This window comes from Agromyces larvae (assembly GCF_022811705.1).
Lineage (GTDB): Bacteria > Actinomycetota > Actinomycetes > Actinomycetales > Microbacteriaceae > Agromyces > Agromyces larvae.
In genome coordinates this window covers 3,867,334-3,884,414 of sequence record NZ_CP094528.1, presented here as the reverse complement: position 1 = coordinate 3,884,414, position 17,081 = coordinate 3,867,334, and the positions used below count along the sequence as shown (strand labels likewise).

Sequence of the window (17,081 nt, the reverse complement as noted above, 5' to 3'; positions counted from 1 at the left end):
GGGATGTCGTTCCAGGCGTACCTCGACACCATCGAGCGCAAGACCGGCCTCACCCCGCGTCAGCTCATCGAGCTCGCACACGAGCAGGGGTTCGACGAGACCACCAAGGCGACGCCGATCGTGGATTGGCTGAAGGCCGACTACGACCTCGGCCGGGGGCACGCGATGGCCCTCGTGCACGTCATCACGAAGGGCCCGAAGATCTCGTCGAAGCACGTGGGATCGAACGGCGCGCACGCCGATGCATCCGACACCCTCTGGCTCGACGGCGCCGCCACCAACCCCGACCGCTGACCGCCCGCCCGCCGCGGCCCAGGCCCGCGGCGGGCCGCCGCGCGGGCGCCGTGCGGCGGCGTGCGGGCGGCGTGCGGGCGCCGTGCGGGCGCCGCGCGGGCGGCGTGTGGCGCCGTGTTGCAGTCTCTTACCCCACGCGTCGGTGCCGCTCGCGGCGAGCGCGGAGGGCTCCTACGGTCGGTGCCATGGCTGGAACCGTTTCGATCGTGGCCGTGTCAGGCAGCCTGCACGCGCCTTCGAAGACCACTGTGCTCGCTCGCGAGATCCTGGAGGCATTCGCCGATGCGCTGCGCGACGGCGGCATCGACGTCGAGACCCGACTGATCGAGCTGAGCGAGATCGGCCGCGAGTTCTCGGGGGCGCTGAACCGCTCCGAGTTGAGCCCGACCGCCGAGGAGACGATCCGCGACATCGAGGCAGCGACCCTGCTCATCGTCGCGAGCCCGGTGTACCGGGCCAGCTTCACCGGGCTCTTCAAGCACGTCTTCGATTTCGTGGGGCAGTACTCGCTCATCGACAAGCCGGTGCTGCTCGCCGCGACGGGCGGCAGCGACCGGCACGCCCTCATCATCGAGCACCAGTTCCGGCCGCTGTTCTCGTTCTTCCAGGCGCTGACGCTGCCGATCGGCGTGTACGCGAGCGACCCCGACTTCGTCGACTACCGCATCGAGTCCGAGTCGCTGCGCGAGCGCATCGAGCAGGCGGTGCAGCGCGGCATCCCGGTCGTGCGCGGCACGCTGGCCGACTCGGTGTCGGAGTACGTCTCGACCTGGTGAGCCCAGGGCCGGATGCTCCGCCTCGCGCCGGCGCGCGAGGCGGAGCATCCGCACGGAGCATCCGCACGGGGCATCCGATCAGAATTCGTGCAGATTGCCTTGGATGCCGCCGCCGCCGAACTCGCGGCGCAGGATGCCGCGCCGGCGCAGCACCGGAACGAGTTCGTCGAGGTACCGGTGCACGGTCACGGGGTGCAGGTCGCCCGAGAAGATGAAGCCGTCGTTGTCGGCCTCCTCGCCGAACTCCTCGATGAAGTCGGCGACCTGCTCGGCGGTGCCGACGAACCCGGCATGCTCGTCGATGCGGCCTTTGCGTGCCTTCGCGACGATGAGCTCCCGCAGCGTCGCCGAGGAGAAGTCGTCGAAGGTGCCGAGGAGCCCCTTGATGCTGCCCTGGGACACGTGCTCGCCGAAGATCGACGGGTCGACGGGTCGGTCGAGCGGCAGGCTCGTGAGGTCGGTTTCGAGGTCGCTCGACTGCCCGGCGAGGATCGCGGCGACGACGTCGTCGGTCGGATCGAACGATGCACGCACCACGCGCTCGACCTCCTCGTCGCTCGCGACGATCTCGGGCTTGAACACGAACAGCGTCTTCACCGCGCCCGCAGGCCGGCCGGCGGCGACCGCCGCGTCGATGACGCGCTGACGGTACGTCCGCACCCGTTCGAGCTGCAGGGGCGCGAGCGCGAGCTGCACATCGGAGTGGGCGCCGGCGAACGCGATGCCCTTCGGCGACCCGCCGGGCGACACGACGGCGGGGTCTCCGTCGGTGAACGGGATGGCGTTCAACGGCCCCTCGACGTCGAAGTACTCCCCCTCGAACCGAGTGCGACGCAGCTTCGAGCCGTCGGCGTAGTGCCAGGTCGACGGATCCGCGACGAGCGCACCGTCGTCCCAGCTGTGCCAGAGTTCGCGCACCGCTCGCAGCCATTCGTCGGCCCGATCGTAGGCCTGGTCGTGGGTGACCCGCGGCACGCCGTAGTGGCGGGTGCTCGGCACATCGGTCACGACGTTCACGCCGACCCGGTGCCCGCTCAGGTGGTGCAGCGAGGCGAAGTGGCGGGCCGCGAGATACGGACCCCAGGCGCCTGCGTTCACCGTCGGCGCGACGCCGAGGTGGGACGTCGCGGCGAGCAGGAACGACGTCAGCGCGACGGGATCGTGCTTGGGTCCGCCGTACGCCTCGCGGACGCGCAGGTCGAGGGTCTCGGGCGAGCCGAGCGACGGGCCGTCCTCGATGATGACGAGGTCGAGTCCGGCCTGCTCGAGTTCGCGGGCCGACTGCTGGTAGAGCGCGGGCTCGGTCCACCGGTAGCCCCAGTCGAAGTACGGATGCCCCCACCCCTGCGGCCCGAACCCGCGGGAGAAGAACCATCCGAAATGCTGCAGTCGGCTCATCGGGTGCTCCCCTCGGTGACGCGCACATCGGTGTCGATCGCGTCGACGTCATGCGCGACCCGCACGGCCGCGAAGCCGCGCTCGAGGTCTCGGATCAGGTCGTCGGGCTCCTCGAGCCCGATCGCCAGGCGCAGCAGCCCGCCCGTGATGCGGCCCCGTTCCCGGGTCGCGCGGTCGAGGTGGGCGTGCGTCGTGGTCGCGGGGTGGAGGATCAGCGACCGCACGTCGCCGATGTGGCTCATGCGGCTGAACAGGGCGACGGCGTCGTGGAAGACCGCGGCGGATGCCTCGCCGCCCTCGATCTCGAACGCGAGCACTGCGCCGGCCCCGCGCGGAAGGTAGCGCGCGACGAGGTCGTGCGACGGGTGCGAGGGCAGGCCCGCGTAGTCGACCCGACGCACCTCGGGCTGCCGTTCGAGCCACGCGGCGATCTCGAGCGCCGTCGCGGACTGCCGCTGCACGCGCAGCGACAGGGTCTCGATGCCCTGCTGGATGAGGAACGCGTTCACCGGCGAGAGCACCGGCCCGAACAGGGCGCCGGTGACTTCGCGCACATACGCGGTGAGGGCGTGGCCGCCGTGCGCCTCGACGTAGCTGCGCCCGCGCAGCGCCTCGTCGGACGCGGTGAGGTGCGGGTACGCATCGGGCCGTGCGGCCCAGTCGAAGACGCCCGCGTCCACGATCACGCCGCCGAGCGCCGCACCGTGCCCCGAGAGGAACTTGCTCGCCGAGTGCACGACGAGGTCGGCGCCGTGCTCGATCGGCCGCACCAGGTAGGGCGTCGCGAGCGTGTTGTCGACGATGAGCGGCACCCCCGCTTCGTGGGCGACCGCGGCGATGCCCGCGAGGTCGGCGACCTCGTTCGTCGGGTTCGCGATCGACTCGGTGTAGAACGCGCGCGTGGTCGGCCTCAGCCGGCGGCGCCACTCGCCGACGTCGCGGGGGTCGTCGATGAACTCGACCTCGATGCCGAGCCGGCCGAACGCCTGCGCGAAGAGGCTGCGGGTGCCCGAGTAGATGCTCTGGGCCGAGAGCACGTGGTCGCCGGCGCCCACGACCGACAGCACCGACACCGTGAGCGCGGCCTGACCGCTCGCGACCACGACCGCGTCGCGACCGCCCTCGAGCCCCGCGATGCGGCGTTCGAGCGCCGCGTTCGTCGGGTTGCCCGATCGCGTGTACAGGTAGCCTTCGGCCCGGCCGGCGAACCGGTCGCGCGCCTCGGCGAAGTCGTCGAACCGGAACCCCGCGCTCAGGTAGATCGGTGTGATGCGCGCACCGAATGCCGGATCGTCGGATTCGCCGGCGTGCACCTGTCGGGTGGCGAACGCGGCGTCGTCGTGGGCTGATGGGTATCCCATCAGCCCATGCTGGGCGGTGCGGCGCTCGCCCGCGACTCCGACGCGTCTCCCGAGGTCACCGGCCGTCACGGTCGGTAATGCAGCCCGTCGCCGACCGGCGCACGGACGCCCTGTCGTCCACCCCTTCCCACCGCGACCCTGCCGGGATAGCGTCGAGCACAGGCACGCTTCAGGAGGGGAACCCACATGGCACGCATGCCCGTCGGCATCGAGAACTCCACCGAGGTCTCACTGCACTACATCGATCAGGGGGCGGGGCGGCCGGTGGTGCTGATCCACGGGTTCCCGTTGAGCGCGGCCTCGTGGACGAAGCAGCAGTACGCCCTGCTCGACGCCGGGTACCGGGTGATCGCCTACGATCGCCGCGGGTTCGGGGCATCCTCGAAAACCGGGTCGGGGTTCGACTATGACACGTTCGCGGCCGACCTCGACGTGATGATCGAAGAGCTCGAACTCCATGACGCGGTGCTCGTCGGGTTCTCGATGGGCACTGGCGAGGTGGCCCGCTACCTCGCGAACTACGGCAGCGCCCGGGTGAGCAAGGCGGTGTTCATCGGCTCGCTCGAACCGTTCCTGCTGCTCACCGACGACAATCCCGGCGGCGCCGGCCCGCAGGAGTTCTTCGACGGCATCGCCGCGTCGGTGCGGGCCGACCGGCACGCGTTCCTCACGGGGTTCTTCGACGATTTCTACAACACCGACACGTTCCTCGGCGACCGGCTGTCGCCCGAGGCGCTGGCGGCGAGCGTGGAGATCGCCAACCACGCCGGCAACGTGGCGATCGCGGCCGCACCGCTCACCTGGCCGACCGACTTCCGCGACGACATCCCGAAGATCGACGTGCCGTCGCTCATCGTGCACGGCACGGCCGACCGCATCCTGCCGATCGACGTCACCGCGCGCCGGTTCCGCGAACTCCTGCCCGACGCGACCTACGTCGAGATCGAGGGGGCCCCGCACGGCCTGCTGTGGACCCACGGCGACGAGGTCAACGAGGCGCTGCTCGCATTCCTCGAGGAGTGACGCCGAGCGGAGGGAGCCGACACCATGGGCATCATCGCGGCGAGCATGTTCCTCACCCTCGACGGGGTGTACCAGGCTCCCGGCGGCCGTGAGGAGGACCCGAGCGGCGCGTTCCCGTACGGCGGCTGGCAGGCCGAGTTCCTCGACGACGAGTCGGGTGCCGACATCGGCGCCGACATCGACCGCATGGACGCGCTGCTGCTCGGTCGGCGCACGTACGACATCTTCGCGGGCTATTGGCCGCGAGTGCCGGCCGACAACCCGATCGCGGCCAAGTTCGCGCAGGTGCCCAAGTTCGTCGTGTCGCGCACCCTCGCCGATCCCGACTGGCAGGGCACGACCGTGCTGCCCGACGCGGCGACCGCCGCGCGTCTGCGCGATCGGTTCGACGAGGTGCAGGTGATCGGTTCGGGCAGCCTGCTGCAGTCGCTGTTCACCGCGGACGCGGTCGATCGGCTGCAGCTCTGGACGTATCCGGTGACGCTCGGCGAGGGCAAGCGACTGTTCGGGCCGGGCACGATCCCGGCGGCGTTCCGCCTGGTGCGCGCGCGGGCATATCCCGGTGGCGCGGTCGGCGCAGTGTACGAACGCTCGGGCGACCTCGTGCTGCGCGACATGGACGACGGGATCGAACCCGCCGGCTGATCCGCGCCGGCGCCCCCTCGACGGGCGGTGGCGCTCAGCCCTGGAAGTCCTCGGGGTCGACCTCGTCGAGGAACCGCTTGAACTCGTCGAGCTTGGCTTCGTCGGCCGCCTCGTCGTGTCCCTCGGCGGTGGCGGCGGGGATGCCGGCGTCCTCGAAGACCGCTTCGGCGACGAAGATCGGCGCGCCCGCTCGCACCCCGAGCGCGATCGCGTCCGAGGGGCGGGCGTCGACGGTGCGCCTTCCGGCGGCGGTGTCGAGCGAGATCTCGGCGTAGAACGTCCCCTCGTCGATGCGGGTGACGTCGACCCGGTCCACCTCGGCGCCCACGGTGTCGAGCAGGGTCTTCATGAGGTCGTGCGACAGCGGTCGCGGCGCATGCTCGTCGGAGATGGCGATGAGGATCGAGGTCGCCTCCTGCACGCCGATCCAGATCGGCAGCACGAGCCCCTCGCCCGGCTCTTCGAGCACCGGCTTCAGGAGCACGATGTGCTGGCGCGCCGGGTCGAGCGCGATGCCGAGCACGCGCACCTGGATCATGGCGCCTCCCGTCACTCGATCGGACGCGACCCTCCCAGGGTAGATCCGATCGCCTGCCGGCGGGCGGGCGCGGCGGACGACCCGGTCAGGAGGGGCGGTGCCGCGGCTTGCGTGCAGGGCGGTCGGCGCCGCCCCGGTCGTCGCGGTCGAAACCGCCGCGGCGGTCATCGCGACCGTATCCGCCGCCGCGCCGGGCGGGGGCGCCCGTGTCGGGCCGCAGTTCGATGAGCCGGCCGCTCACGCGGGTGCGCTCCAACCGGTCGAACACGTCGCGCGGCAGGTCGGCGGGAAGCTCGACGAGCGAGAAGTCGGGTCGGATGTCGATGTGCCCGAAGTCCTCGCGGCGCAGGCCGCCCTCGTTCGCGAGGGCGCCGACGATCTGCCGCGGCTCGACGCGGTGGCGACGGCCGACGGCGATGCGGTAGGTGGCCATCGGGCCGGATGCCTCGCGCCGCCGGCGTTCGGGGCGGTCGCCTCGGTCGCCGCGGTCGTCGCGCCGAGGGCGGTCGTCGTCGAAGCGCGAGCCGCGACCGCGGTCGCCTCGGTCGTCGCGGCCGCGGTCGTCGCGGGTGCGCCCGCGCCGGTCGTCCAGCGCACGGATCTCCTCTTCGGGGCTGAGCAGCAGCGGGGTGTCGCCCTGCGCCAGCACGGCGAGCGCCGCCGCGACATCGGTCTCGGGCACGTCGTGGTGCTCGACGTAGTGCGCGATGATGTCGCGGAACCCGGCGATGCGCTCGGCCTGTTCGAGGGCGGCGGTGATGCCGTCGTCGAACCGCGAGAGGCGCGTGGCGTTGACCTCGTCGACGTTCGGCAGCTGCATGCGGGTGAGCGGCTGCCGGGTCGCGCGTTCGATCGAGGTGAGCAGTCGCTGCTCGCGCGGCGTGACGAAGCTGATCGCGTCGCCCGTGCGGCCGGCCCGGCCGGTGCGCCCGATGCGGTGCACGTACGACTCGGTGTCGGTCGGGATGTCGAAGTTGACGACGTGGCTGATGCGGTCGACGTCGAGGCCTCTGGCCGCGACATCCGTGGCGACCAGGATGTCGAGCTTGCCCGACTTCAGCTGCTCGACCGTGCGCTCGCGCTGCTGCTGGCTGAGGTCGCCGTTGATCGCGGCGGCCGAGAACCCGCGGGCGCGCAGCTTCTCGGCGAGGGTCTCGGTCTCGGTCTTGGTGCGCACGAACACGATCGCGCCCTCGAACGCCTCGACCTCGAGGATGCGGGTGAGCGCGTCGACCTTCTGCGCGTACGAGACGACGAGGTAGCGCTGGGTGATGTTCGCGGCGGTCGTGGTCTTCGTCTTGACGTTGATCTCGACGGGGTCGCTCAGGTACTGCCCCGAGATGCGGCGGATGGGCGCCGGCATCGTCGCGGAGAACAGTGCGACCTGCTTGTCGTCGGGGGTGTCGGAGAGGATCGATTCGACGTCCTCGGCGAAGCCCATCTTCAGCATCTCGTCGGCCTCGTCGAGCACGAGGTACTTGAGCTCCGAGAGGTCGAGGGTGCCCTTGTCGAGGTGGTCCATGATGCGGCCCGGGGTGCCGACGACGATGTGCACGCCGCGGCGCAGCGCCGACAGCTGCACGCCGTACCCCTGCCCGCCGTAGACGGGCAGCACGTGCACGCCGCGCAGGTGCGCGGCGTACCGCTCGAACGCCTCGCAGACCTGCAGTGCGAGCTCGCGCGTGGGGGCGAGCACGAGCGCCTGCGGCGTCTTCTGCGAGACATCCAGTCGCGAGAGGATCGGCAGCGCGAACGCGGCGGTCTTGCCGGTGCCGGTCTGCGCGGTGCCGAGCACGTCGTGCCCCTCGAGCAGCGGCGGGATCGTCGCCGCCTGGATCGCCGAGGGGGTCTCGTAGCCGACGTCTTTCAATGCTTTCAGCACCCGGTCGTCGAGGCCGAGGTCGGCGAAGGTCGGGGTCGCCGGCGCTTCCGTCTCGGCGGTGGGCGCGGCATCCGATTCGCTCATGACACCAACGGTATCCCTCAGGGCTGGGAGGAACCCGCCCGAAGGTACGCGACGCCCGCCTGGCGGAAGACCCGCGAGCCGGGCGCGTTGAAGTGGTGGCGGCCCGGGATCTCGGCGAACTCCCCCGCGGGGGTGAGGTCGGCGAGCGCGCGCGACTGCTCGATGATGGCGTCGTCGGCGCCCGTGGCGAACAGCACGGGCTGGCGCGGCGGGTTCAGGGGGTCGGGGTCGGCATCGCCGCCGAGCCGCATGCCCTCGGCGAGCGCGACGAGCGCGCGCAGGTCGTTGCCCGGCACGCGTTCGGCAAGGGCGACGTAGGTGCGGGTGACGGGGTCGGTCACGGGCGTGCCCTCGGTGGCGTACGCGCGCGCCTGCTCGATCTGGAGTCGGGCGAGCGGGCGCCCGTCGGGGATGCCGCCGAGCACGGCCCGCTCGACCCGGTCGGGTGCCGCGACCGCGAGCTGCCAGCCGACGCGCGCGCCGAGCGAGTAGCCGAGGTAGCCGACGGCGTCGATGAGGTAGGTGTCGAGCACCGCGACGAGGTCGGCGACGAGCGCGTCCATCGCGTACGCGACCGGGTCGGTCGCCCGGTCGCTCGCGCCGTGGCCGAGTTGGTCGACGCCGAGCACGCGGAACCCGGCGCGGGTGAGGTCGCGCACCCAGCCCGTGGTCACCCAGTTGTCGCGGCAGCTCGAGGCGAATCCGTGCACCGCGAGCACGGTCGGCGCGTCCTCGTCGCCCCAGGTGTACGTCGCGATGCGGCGTGCGTCGCCCGAGATCACGAACTGGGGGTCCGGCATCTCGGTGAGCGGGGGCAGCGAGGGCATGCGGCCATTCTGCCTCGATCGGATGCACGGCTCCGCCCCGATCGAATGCACGGCGCGCCGTCAGCCAAGGCTGGCCTAACCCGACGATCGCTCGGTATCGTCCGAGATATGACGCCCTCGATCGGAGTGGATGGTCCGGCGTCCGACGCGTTGCTCGCGGTCGGGCGTTTCTTCACGCGATGGGACGAGACGTCCGACCATCGCGCGGTGTTCCGCGAGGGGGGTCGCCAGGGCGACGCGTTCTACCGTGAGCGATGGAGCCACGACAAGGTGGTGCGCTCGACGCACGGCGTGAACTGCACGGGGTCGTGCTCGTGGAAGGTGTACGTCAAGGACGGCATCATCACGTGGGAGGCGCAGCAGACCGACTACCCGAGCGTCGGCCCCGATCGCCCCGAATACGAGCCCCGCGGTTGCCCCCGCGGGGCTGCGTTCTCGTGGTACACCTATTCGCCGACCCGGGTGCGGTACCCGTACGTGCGGGGCGTGCTGCTCGAGGCGTACCGGGAGGCGAAGGCGCGGCACGGCGGCGACCCGGTGCTCGCGATCCACGATGTCACGACGAACCCCGAGACGCGCCGCCGCTACCAGCAGGCGCGCGGCAAGGGCGGGCTGGTGCGGGCGAGCTGGGCCGAGGCGGTCGAGCTGGTCGCCGCGGGCTACGTGCACACGATCAAGGAGTACGGCCCCGACCGGGTCGCGGGCTTCAGCCCGATCCCGGCGATGTCGATGGTGTCGCACTGCATCGGCACGCGCTTCACCCAGTTGGTCGGCGGCGTGATGACGAGCTTCTACGACTGGTACGCCGACCTGCCGGTCGCGAGCCCGCAGGTCTTCGGCGATCAGACGGATGTCCCCGAGTCGGGCGACTGGTGGGATGCCACGTACCTGGTGATGTGGGGATCCAACGTGCCCGTCACCCGCACGCCGGATGCGCACTGGATGGCCGAGGTGCGCTACCGCGGCACAAAGGTGGTGACCGTCAGCCCCGACTACGCCGACAACACGAAGTTCGCCGACGAGTGGCTGCCGTGCCAGGCCGGCACGGACGCGGCGCTGGCGATGGCGATGGGGCACGTGCTGCTGAAGGAGCACTACGTCGACCGCCGCGAGCCGTTCTTCGTCGACTATTCGCGCAAGTACACCGACCTGCCGCACCTCATCACGCTGGTGGAGCACGCCGACGGCGGGCTGATCCCGGGGCGGTTCCTGACAAGCGCAGACCTCGGCGGCGAGGCATCCGCCCCCGAGGACGCGTGGAAGACCGTCGTGCTGGAGGCGGCGACCGGCGAGCCGGTCGTGCCGAACGGCTCGATGGGCTTCCGCTATGCGGAGTCGGGCGAGGGCCGCTGGAACCTCGACCTGGGCGAGGTGCAGCCGGCGCTCTCGATCCGCGACGCGAAGGTCGAAGCCTCGGCGACCGAGGTGCTGCTCCCCCGGTTCGACGCACCCGACGGATCGGGCGCGGTGCTGCGTCGCGGGGTGCCCGCGACCCGCATCGCCAAACCCGACGGCACGACCGCCCTCGTGACGACCGTGTTCGACCTGCTGCTCGCCCAGTACGGCGTCGGCCGCGAGGGCCTGCCGGGCGAGTGGCCGACCGGGTACGACGACCGCGAGACCCCGTACACGCCGGCCTGGCAGGAGGACATCACCGGGGTGCCGGCCGAGGCGTGCATCCGCGTCTCCCGCGAACTGTCGCAGAACTCCCTCGACTCGGGCGGCCGGTCGATGATCATCATGGGCGCGGGCATCTGCCAGTGGTTCCACGGGGATGCCACGTACCGCTCGATCCTCGCGCTGCTGATCCTCACCGGGGCGATGGGCCGCAACGGCGGCGGCTGGGCGCACTACGTCGGGCAGGAGAAGTGCCGCCCGATCACCGGCTGGCTGTCGCTGGCGAACGCCCTCGACTGGTCGCGCCCGCCGCGCACCATGACCGGCACGTCGTACTGGTACATGCACACCGACCAGTGGCGGTTCGACGGCTATTCGGCGGACGCGCTCGCGTCGCCGCTCGCCGAGGGCAACCTGACGGGCATGCACACGGCCGACACGATCGCGCAGTCGGCGCGGCTCGGCTGGATGCCGTTCTACCCGCAGTTCGACCGGAACCCGCTCGACGTCGCCGATGCGGCCGCGGCGGCGGTCGAGGCGGGTACGGCGGTGGATGCCGCGTCCTACGTCGCCGGGTCGCTGGCCGACGGCTCGCTGAAGTCGGCGATCAGCGACGTCGACGCCCCCGAGAACTGGCCGCGGCTGCTCACGCTGTGGCGGTCCAACCTGATGGGGTCGAGCGCCAAGGGCAACGAGTACTTCCTGAAGTACCTGCTCGGCACGCACTCGAACGTGATGGCCACCGACGAGGCATCCGTGCGTCCCAACGACGTGCGCTGGCGCGACGAGATCCCCGAGGGCAAGCTCGATCTGCTCGTCTCGGCCGACTTCCGCATGACGTCGACGACGCTGCTGAGCGACGTCGTGTTCCCGGCGGCGACCTGGTACGAGAAGCACGACCTGTCGTCGACCGACATGCACCCGTTCGTGCACGCGTTCACGCCCGCGATCGACCCGCCGTGGGAGGCGAAGAGCGACTTCGACCTGTTCCACGCGATCGCGCGCGATCTGTCGCGGATGGCGGCGACGCACCTCGGCACCCGCAAGGATCTGGTCGCCGTGCCGATGCAGCACGACACCCCCGGCGAGACGACGCAGCCGGGCGGCGTGGTGCGCGACTGGGCGCGCGGCGACGTGGCGCCCATCCCCGGCAAGACGATGCCGGTGTTCGCGGTCGTCGAGCGCGACTACACCGCGATCGCCGACAAGCTCGCGACCGTCGGGCCGCTCGCCGACAAGCTGGGCTTCACGATCAAGAACGTCACCTACGACGTCGCGCACGAGGTCGACCGGCTGGCGCAGAAGAACGGCGTCATGCTCGGCGGCGCCGCCGAGGGGCGGCCCGCGATCGACACCGACGTGAAGCTCGCCGAGGCGATCCTGTCGTTCTCGGGCACGACGAACGGCGAGCTCGCGGTGCAGGGCTTCCGCAGCCTCGAGAAGCGGGTCGGCAAGCCGCTCGCCGACCTCGCCGAGGGCAGCGAGGAGAAGCGCATCACGTTCGCAATGACGCAGGCCGCGCCCGTGCCGGTGATCACGAGCCCCGAATGGTCGGGATCCGAGACGGGCGGCCGGCGCTACGCGCCGTTCACGGTGAACATCGAGCGGCTGAAGCCGTTCCACACCCTCACCGGGCGGATGCACTTCTACCTCGACCACGACTGGATGCGCGACCTCGGCGAGGCGATGCCGACGTACCGGCCGCCGCTGGACATGCACCGTCTGTTCGGTGAGCCGCGCCTCGGGCCCGACGGCGGGCAGCAGGTGGTCGTGCGCTACCTCACGCCGCACTCGAAGTGGTCGATCCACTCGGAGTACCAGGACAACCTGTTCATGCTCTCGCTCTCGCGCGGCGGGCCGACGGTGTGGATGAGCCCGGCGGATGCCTCGGCGATCGGCGCGGCCGACAACGACTGGGTCGAGTGTGTGAACTCGAACGGCGTGCTGGTGGGCCGGGCGATCGTGTCGCACCGGATGCCCGAGGGCGTCGTCTACGTGCACCACGCGCAGGAGCGCACGATCGACGTGCCGAAGTCGGAGGCGACCGGCAAGCGCGGCGGCATCCACAACTCGGTGACCCGGCTGCTGGTGAAGCCGACGCACCTCATCGGCGGGTACGCGCAACTGTCGTACACGTTCAACTACCTCGGCCCGACGGGCAACCAGCGCGACCTGGTGGCGACCATCCGCCGGCGATCGCAAGACGTGCAGTACTGAGACCGGAACTGAGAAGGGGGGCGAGCGAATCGTGCGAGTCATGGCCCAGATGGGCATGGTGATGAACCTCGACAAGTGCATCGGATGCCACACCTGCTCGGTCACGTGCAAGCAGGCGTGGACGAACCGGGCGGGCACCGAGTACGTGTGGTTCAACAACGTCGAGACCCGGCCCGGGCAGGGCTACCCGCGTCGCTACGAAGACCAGGAGCAGTGGCGCGGCGGCTGGGAGCTGAACTCGCGCGGCCGCCTGAAGCTGCGCACCGGCAGCCGGCTGAAGCGTCTGCTCACGATCTTCTCGTCGCCCGTGCAGCCCAAGCTCGAGGACTACTACGAGCCGTGGACGTACGACTACCAGACCCTCATCGACGCGCCGCTGGGCGACGACTTCCCGGTGGCGCGGCCCAAGTCGCTCATCACGGGGGAGGACACCAAGATCACCTGGTCGGCGAACTGGGACGACGACCTCGGCGGCGCGACCGAGCACGGCCACCTCGACCCGATCGTGCAGAAGGTGCGCCGCGAGAGCGAAGAGGCGATCAAGTTCCAGTTCGAGCAGACGTTCATGTTCTACCTGCCGCGGATCTGCGAGCACTGCCTCAACCCGTCATGCATGGCCTCGTGCCCGTCGGGCGCGATCTACAAGCGGGAGGAGGACGGCATCGTCCTCGTCGACCAGGACCGGTGCCGGGGCTGGCGGCAGTGCATCACCGGATGCCCCTACAAGAAGATCTACTTCAACCACAAGACCGGCAAGGCCGAGAAGTGCACGCTCTGCTACCCGCGGCTCGAGGTCGGCATCCCGACGGTGTGCAGCGAGACCTGTGTGGGGCGCCTGCGCTACCTCGGGCTGTTCCTGTACGACGCGGACCGGGTGACCGAGGCGGCGTCGACGCCGAACGAGCAGGACCTCTACGAGGCTCAGCTCGACCTGATGCTCGACCCCGACGACCCCGAGGTGATCCGCGCGGCGCGCGAGCAGGGCATCCCCGACGACTGGATGGACGCGGCCCGCCGCTCGCCGGTGTACGCGCTCGCGAAGAAGTACCGGGTCGCGCTGCCGCTGCACCCCGAGTACCGCACGATGCCGATGGTCTGGTACATCCCGCCGCTGTCGCCGATCGTCGACCTGCTGCGCGACCAGGGCCACGACGCCGAGGCGGCCGGCACCCTGTTCGGCGCGATCGAGGCGCTGCGCATCCCCGTCGAGTACCTCGCCGAGCTGTTCACCGCGGGCGACACCGATCTGGTCACGGGCGTGCTGCGCAAGCTGGCCGCGATGCGCGCGTTCATGCGGGATGTCACGCTCGACCGCGCGCGCGACGACTCGATCCCGGCGTCGGTCGGGATGACCGAGTCGACCGTGATGGAGATGTACCGGCTGCTCGCGATCGCGAAGTACGAGGAGCGGTACGTCATCCCGACCGCGCACTACGAGCAGGCGCACGAGCTCGAGGAGCTCGGCTGCTCGCTCGACTTCGACGGCGGGCCGTACGAGATGGGCGGCGAGTCGGGTCCGTTCGGCGAGGCGAGCGGGCGCCCGGCACCCGTCGCGGTCGAGACGTTCCAGGCGCTGCGCGACCGGCAGACCTCCGACGGCGCCGCGAGCGGCGCCTCGCTGCGCGGCCGGGTGAACCTGCTCAACTGGGACGGCAACGGCGCCCCGCCCGGACTCTTCCCCAAGCGCGGCGAGGGCGAGGACTCCTGATGGCCACGGCGCGGATTTCTCGCCCGGTCGTGTACCAGGCGGCGTCGGTGTGCCTCGGCTATCCCGACGAGGACGTGCTCGGCCTCGCCGGCGTCATCCGCCGCGCTCTGGCCGAGTCGGCGCCGGCGGCCGAGGCGTCCTTCGCCCCGCTGCTCGACTGGTGGGCGACCACCCCGGCCGCCGAGGTGCAGCGCGCGTACGTCGACGTCTTCGATCTGTCGAAGCGGCACGCGCTGTACCTCTCGTACTGGACCGACGGCGACACCCGCCGGCGCGGCATGGTGCTCGCCGAGTTCAAGCAGCGCTACCGCGAGGCCGGGCTCGTGCTCGGCGACACCGGGGAACTGCCCGATCACCTGCCGCTCGTGCTCGAGTACGCCAGGCACCGGCCCGACGACGGCGCCGACCTGCTGCAGTCGTACCGGGCGAGCCTCGAACTCATCCGCATCGCCCTCGCCGAACGCGGCTCGCCGTACGCCGGCGTCGTCGCCGCGGTCTGCGCCACGCTGCCCGGCCGCTCGCCCGAGGACCGCCAGCAGGCGATGGCGATGGCGGCCGCCGGGCCGCCGAGCGAAACCGTCGGGCTGGATGCGACCGACCCCAGGCTCATTCCGCTCGAGCCGACGGCGCCCGTGCCGACGGGTGTGATGGCGACAGGAGGCCGGCGATGACCGTGTGGGACCTGCTGCTCTGGGGCATCCTGCCCTATGTCATGGTCGCCGTGCTCGTGGGCGGGCTGATCTGGCGCTACCGGTACGACCAGTTCGGGTGGACCACCCGGTCGTCGCAGCTCTACGAGTCGCGGCTGCTGCGCATCGGGTCGCCGCTGTTCCACTTCGGCATCCTGGTCGTGATCGTCGGCCACGTCGTCGGACTGTTCATCCCGAAGGAGTGGACCGAGGCGGTCGGCGTCACCGAGGACGTGTACCACGTGATGGCGCTCGGGCTCGGATCGGTCGCCGGCTTCGCGACCATCGCCGGCGTCGCCATCCTGATCTGGCGGCGCCGCACCACCGGGCCGGTGTTCATGGCGACGACGAAGAACGACAAGACCATGTACGTGGTGCTCGTCGCGGCCATCGTCGCCGGTCTCGCGACCACCGTGATCAGCGTCTTCGGGCCGCACGAGGACACCACCTACCGCGAGACGGTGTCGCCGTGGTTCCGGTCGCTGTTCGTCTTCCAGCCCGACATCGCCGCGATGTCCGAGGCGTCGTTCGCGTTCCAGCTGCACACCGTCATCGGCATGCTGCTGTTCATGATCTGGCCGTTCACCCGGCTGGTGCACGCCTTCACCGCGCCGGTGCACTACCTGTTCCGGCCGTACATCGTGTACCGGTCGCGTGACGGCCGGCCGAGCGCCTCGGGCGGCATCCGCCGCGGCTGGGCGCCCGTGGGCACCCTCGATCGCGACCGCGATCGGGTCCGCAGCGGAAGGGGACCGCGTTGACCGAGGCATCCGCCACCGTCGTACCGAAAGCCGAGGCGCTGCCCGGCCGCGGGCTCAACCTCGGGCTCGCCCTGCTGTCGTTCGCGATCACGTTCTGGGCCTGGAACATGATCGCTCCGCTCGCGGTGCACTACGCCGAGGAACTCGGTCTCGACCCGACGCAGCAGGCGATGCTCATCGCGACCCCCGTGATCGTCGGATCGCTGGGGCGGATCCTCACCGGCGCGCTCACCGACCGCTTCGGCGGCCGGGTCATGTTCACGACGCTCACCGCCGTGTCGGCCGTGCCCGTGCTGCTCGTGATGTGGGCCGGCGATCTCGGGTCGTACTGGCTGCTCATCGTGTTCGGGTTCCTCCTCGGCATCGCGGGCACCACGTTCGCCGTCGGCATCCCGTTCGTGAACGCCTGGTACGAACCCTCGCGGCGCGGCTTCGCGACCGGGCTGTTCGGCGCCGGCATGGGCGGCACCGCACTGTCGTCGTTCTTCACACCGCGCTTCGTGCAGTGGTTCGGCTACGAGGCGACCCACGTGATCATCGCGGTCGTGCTGCTGGTGGTCGCCGCACTGGTGTGGTTCATGATGCGCGACTCCCCCGCATGGAAGCCGAACCGCGACAAGGTCTGGCCGAAGCTCGCCGCCGCCGGCAAGCTCGCCGTCACCTGGCAGATGGCGTTCCTCTACGCAGTGACCTTCGGCGGGTTCGTGGCGTTCTCGACCTACCTGCCCACCTACCTCAAGGCGATCTACGAGTACGACCTCGCCGACGCCGGCGCGCGCACCGCGGGGTTCGCGATCGCGGCGGTCGTCGCGCGGCCGATCGGCGGCTGGCTGAGCGACAAGATCGGGCCCGCCAAGGTGCTCGGCGTCTCGCTCGCGGGCGCCGCGGTGATGGCGATCGTGATCGCGCTGCAGCCGCCGCCCGAGTTCCTCGCCGGCCTGTCGTTCGTGCTCATGGCGCTGTTCCTCGGGCTCGGCACGGGCGCGGTGTTCACCTGGGTCGCCCAGCGGGCGCCCGCCGAACGCGTGGGCACGGTGACCGGCATCGTGGGCGCGGCCGGCGGCCTCGGCGGGTACTTCCCGCCGCTGGTCATGGGGGCGACGTACAACGCCGAGGCGAACAGCTACACGATCGGGCTCGTGCTGCTGTGCGCGACCGCGATCGTGGCGCTGGCGTTCACGTGGTTCCTGGCGCGGCGCAAGCAGGCGGAGGCGTAGCTTCTCCCCCAGCGGACGGTTGCGTGGCGTTCTATAATCGAACG

General features: G+C 70.9%; 14 protein-coding genes. 9 read left to right on the top strand and 5 right to left on the bottom strand.

Translation table 11 applies throughout. The features are described from left to right. Nucleotides 1-3: 3 nt before the first annotated feature. Nucleotides 4-294: a DUF4287 domain-containing protein gene (locus MTO99_RS18375; RefSeq protein ID WP_243555623.1), complete on the top strand. Its 291-nt coding sequence runs from the start codon at nt 4-6 to the stop codon at nt 292-294. A 185-nt stretch (nt 295-479) separates the two neighbouring features. Further along, nucleotides 480-1,070: an FMN reductase gene (gene msuE, locus MTO99_RS18370; RefSeq protein WP_243555622.1), complete on the top strand. Its 591-nt coding sequence runs from the start codon at nt 480-482 to the stop codon at nt 1,068-1,070. 78 nt (nt 1,071-1,148) lie between these two features. On the opposite strand, the gene MTO99_RS18365 is transcribed toward msuE, so the two are convergent. Further along, the gene (locus MTO99_RS18365; protein ID WP_243555621.1) at nt 1,149-2,468 is read right to left on the bottom strand and encodes an LLM class flavin-dependent oxidoreductase; all 1,320 of its coding nucleotides are present in this window, start codon (nt 2,466-2,468) and stop codon (nt 1,149-1,151) included. After that, nucleotides 2,465-3,829 (bottom strand): O-acetylhomoserine aminocarboxypropyltransferase/cysteine synthase family protein, encoded by a 1,365-nt coding sequence (locus MTO99_RS18360; protein WP_243555620.1) that lies wholly within the window; start codon nt 3,827-3,829, stop codon nt 2,465-2,467. Before MTO99_RS18360 ends, MTO99_RS18365 begins: the two co-directional genes overlap by 4 nt. A gap of 186 nt (nt 3,830-4,015) precedes the next feature. Between MTO99_RS18360 and MTO99_RS18355 the strand changes: the two genes are divergently transcribed. Both MTO99_RS18355 and MTO99_RS18350 read left to right on the top strand, forming a co-directional pair. Next, nucleotides 4,016-4,852 (top strand): alpha/beta fold hydrolase, encoded by an 837-nt coding sequence (locus MTO99_RS18355; RefSeq protein WP_243555619.1) that lies wholly within the window; start codon nt 4,016-4,018, stop codon nt 4,850-4,852. Between the two features lie 24 nt (nt 4,853-4,876). Further along, complete coding sequence (locus MTO99_RS18350) at nt 4,877-5,497, top strand: dihydrofolate reductase family protein (protein ID WP_243555618.1); 621 nt, start codon at nt 4,877-4,879, stop codon at nt 5,495-5,497. Nucleotides 5,498-5,531: 34 nt separating this feature from the next. On the opposite strand, the gene MTO99_RS18345 is transcribed toward MTO99_RS18350, so the two are convergent. From MTO99_RS18345 to MTO99_RS18335, 3 genes are all read right to left on the bottom strand, one after another. Next, on the bottom strand, nt 5,532-6,035 hold the full coding sequence (locus MTO99_RS18345) for a bifunctional nuclease family protein (RefSeq protein WP_243555617.1): 504 nt from the start codon (nt 6,033-6,035) through the stop codon (nt 5,532-5,534). Nucleotides 6,036-6,120: 85 nt separating this feature from the next. After that, the gene (locus tag MTO99_RS18340) at nt 6,121-8,001 is read right to left on the bottom strand and encodes a DEAD/DEAH box helicase (RefSeq protein ID WP_243555616.1); all 1,881 of its coding nucleotides are present in this window, start codon (nt 7,999-8,001) and stop codon (nt 6,121-6,123) included. Nucleotides 8,002-8,018: 17 nt separating this feature from the next. Next, nucleotides 8,019-8,828, bottom strand: a complete 810-nt coding sequence (locus MTO99_RS18335) for an alpha/beta fold hydrolase (protein ID WP_243555615.1) — start codon at nt 8,826-8,828, stop codon at nt 8,019-8,021. Between the two features lie 108 nt (nt 8,829-8,936). Between MTO99_RS18335 and MTO99_RS18330 the strand changes: the two genes are divergently transcribed. From MTO99_RS18330 to MTO99_RS18310, 5 genes are read left to right on the top strand one after another with little or no spacing between them, the layout of a single operon-like run. Then, nucleotides 8,937-12,662, top strand: coding sequence for a nitrate reductase subunit alpha (locus MTO99_RS18330; protein ID WP_243555614.1), 3,726 nt, complete (start codon nt 8,937-8,939; stop codon nt 12,660-12,662). A 31-nt stretch (nt 12,663-12,693) separates the two neighbouring features. Next, the gene (gene narH / locus MTO99_RS18325) at nt 12,694-14,370 is read left to right on the top strand and encodes a nitrate reductase subunit beta (protein WP_243555613.1); all 1,677 of its coding nucleotides are present in this window, start codon (nt 12,694-12,696) and stop codon (nt 14,368-14,370) included. Beyond that, nucleotides 14,370-15,041, top strand: coding sequence for a nitrate reductase molybdenum cofactor assembly chaperone (gene narJ, locus MTO99_RS18320; protein ID WP_243555612.1), 672 nt, complete (start codon nt 14,370-14,372; stop codon nt 15,039-15,041). Before narH ends, narJ begins: the two co-directional genes overlap by 1 nt. After that, nucleotides 15,038-15,820, top strand: coding sequence for a respiratory nitrate reductase subunit gamma (gene narI / locus MTO99_RS18315; protein WP_243555611.1), 783 nt, complete (start codon nt 15,038-15,040; stop codon nt 15,818-15,820). Before narJ ends, narI begins: the two co-directional genes overlap by 4 nt. Continuing rightward, nucleotides 15,817-17,037, top strand: coding sequence for a nitrate/nitrite transporter (locus MTO99_RS18310; protein ID WP_290428393.1), 1,221 nt, complete (start codon nt 15,817-15,819; stop codon nt 17,035-17,037). The genes narI and MTO99_RS18310 overlap by 4 nt, the downstream gene beginning before the upstream one ends. Nucleotides 17,038-17,081: the final 44 nt, after the last annotated feature.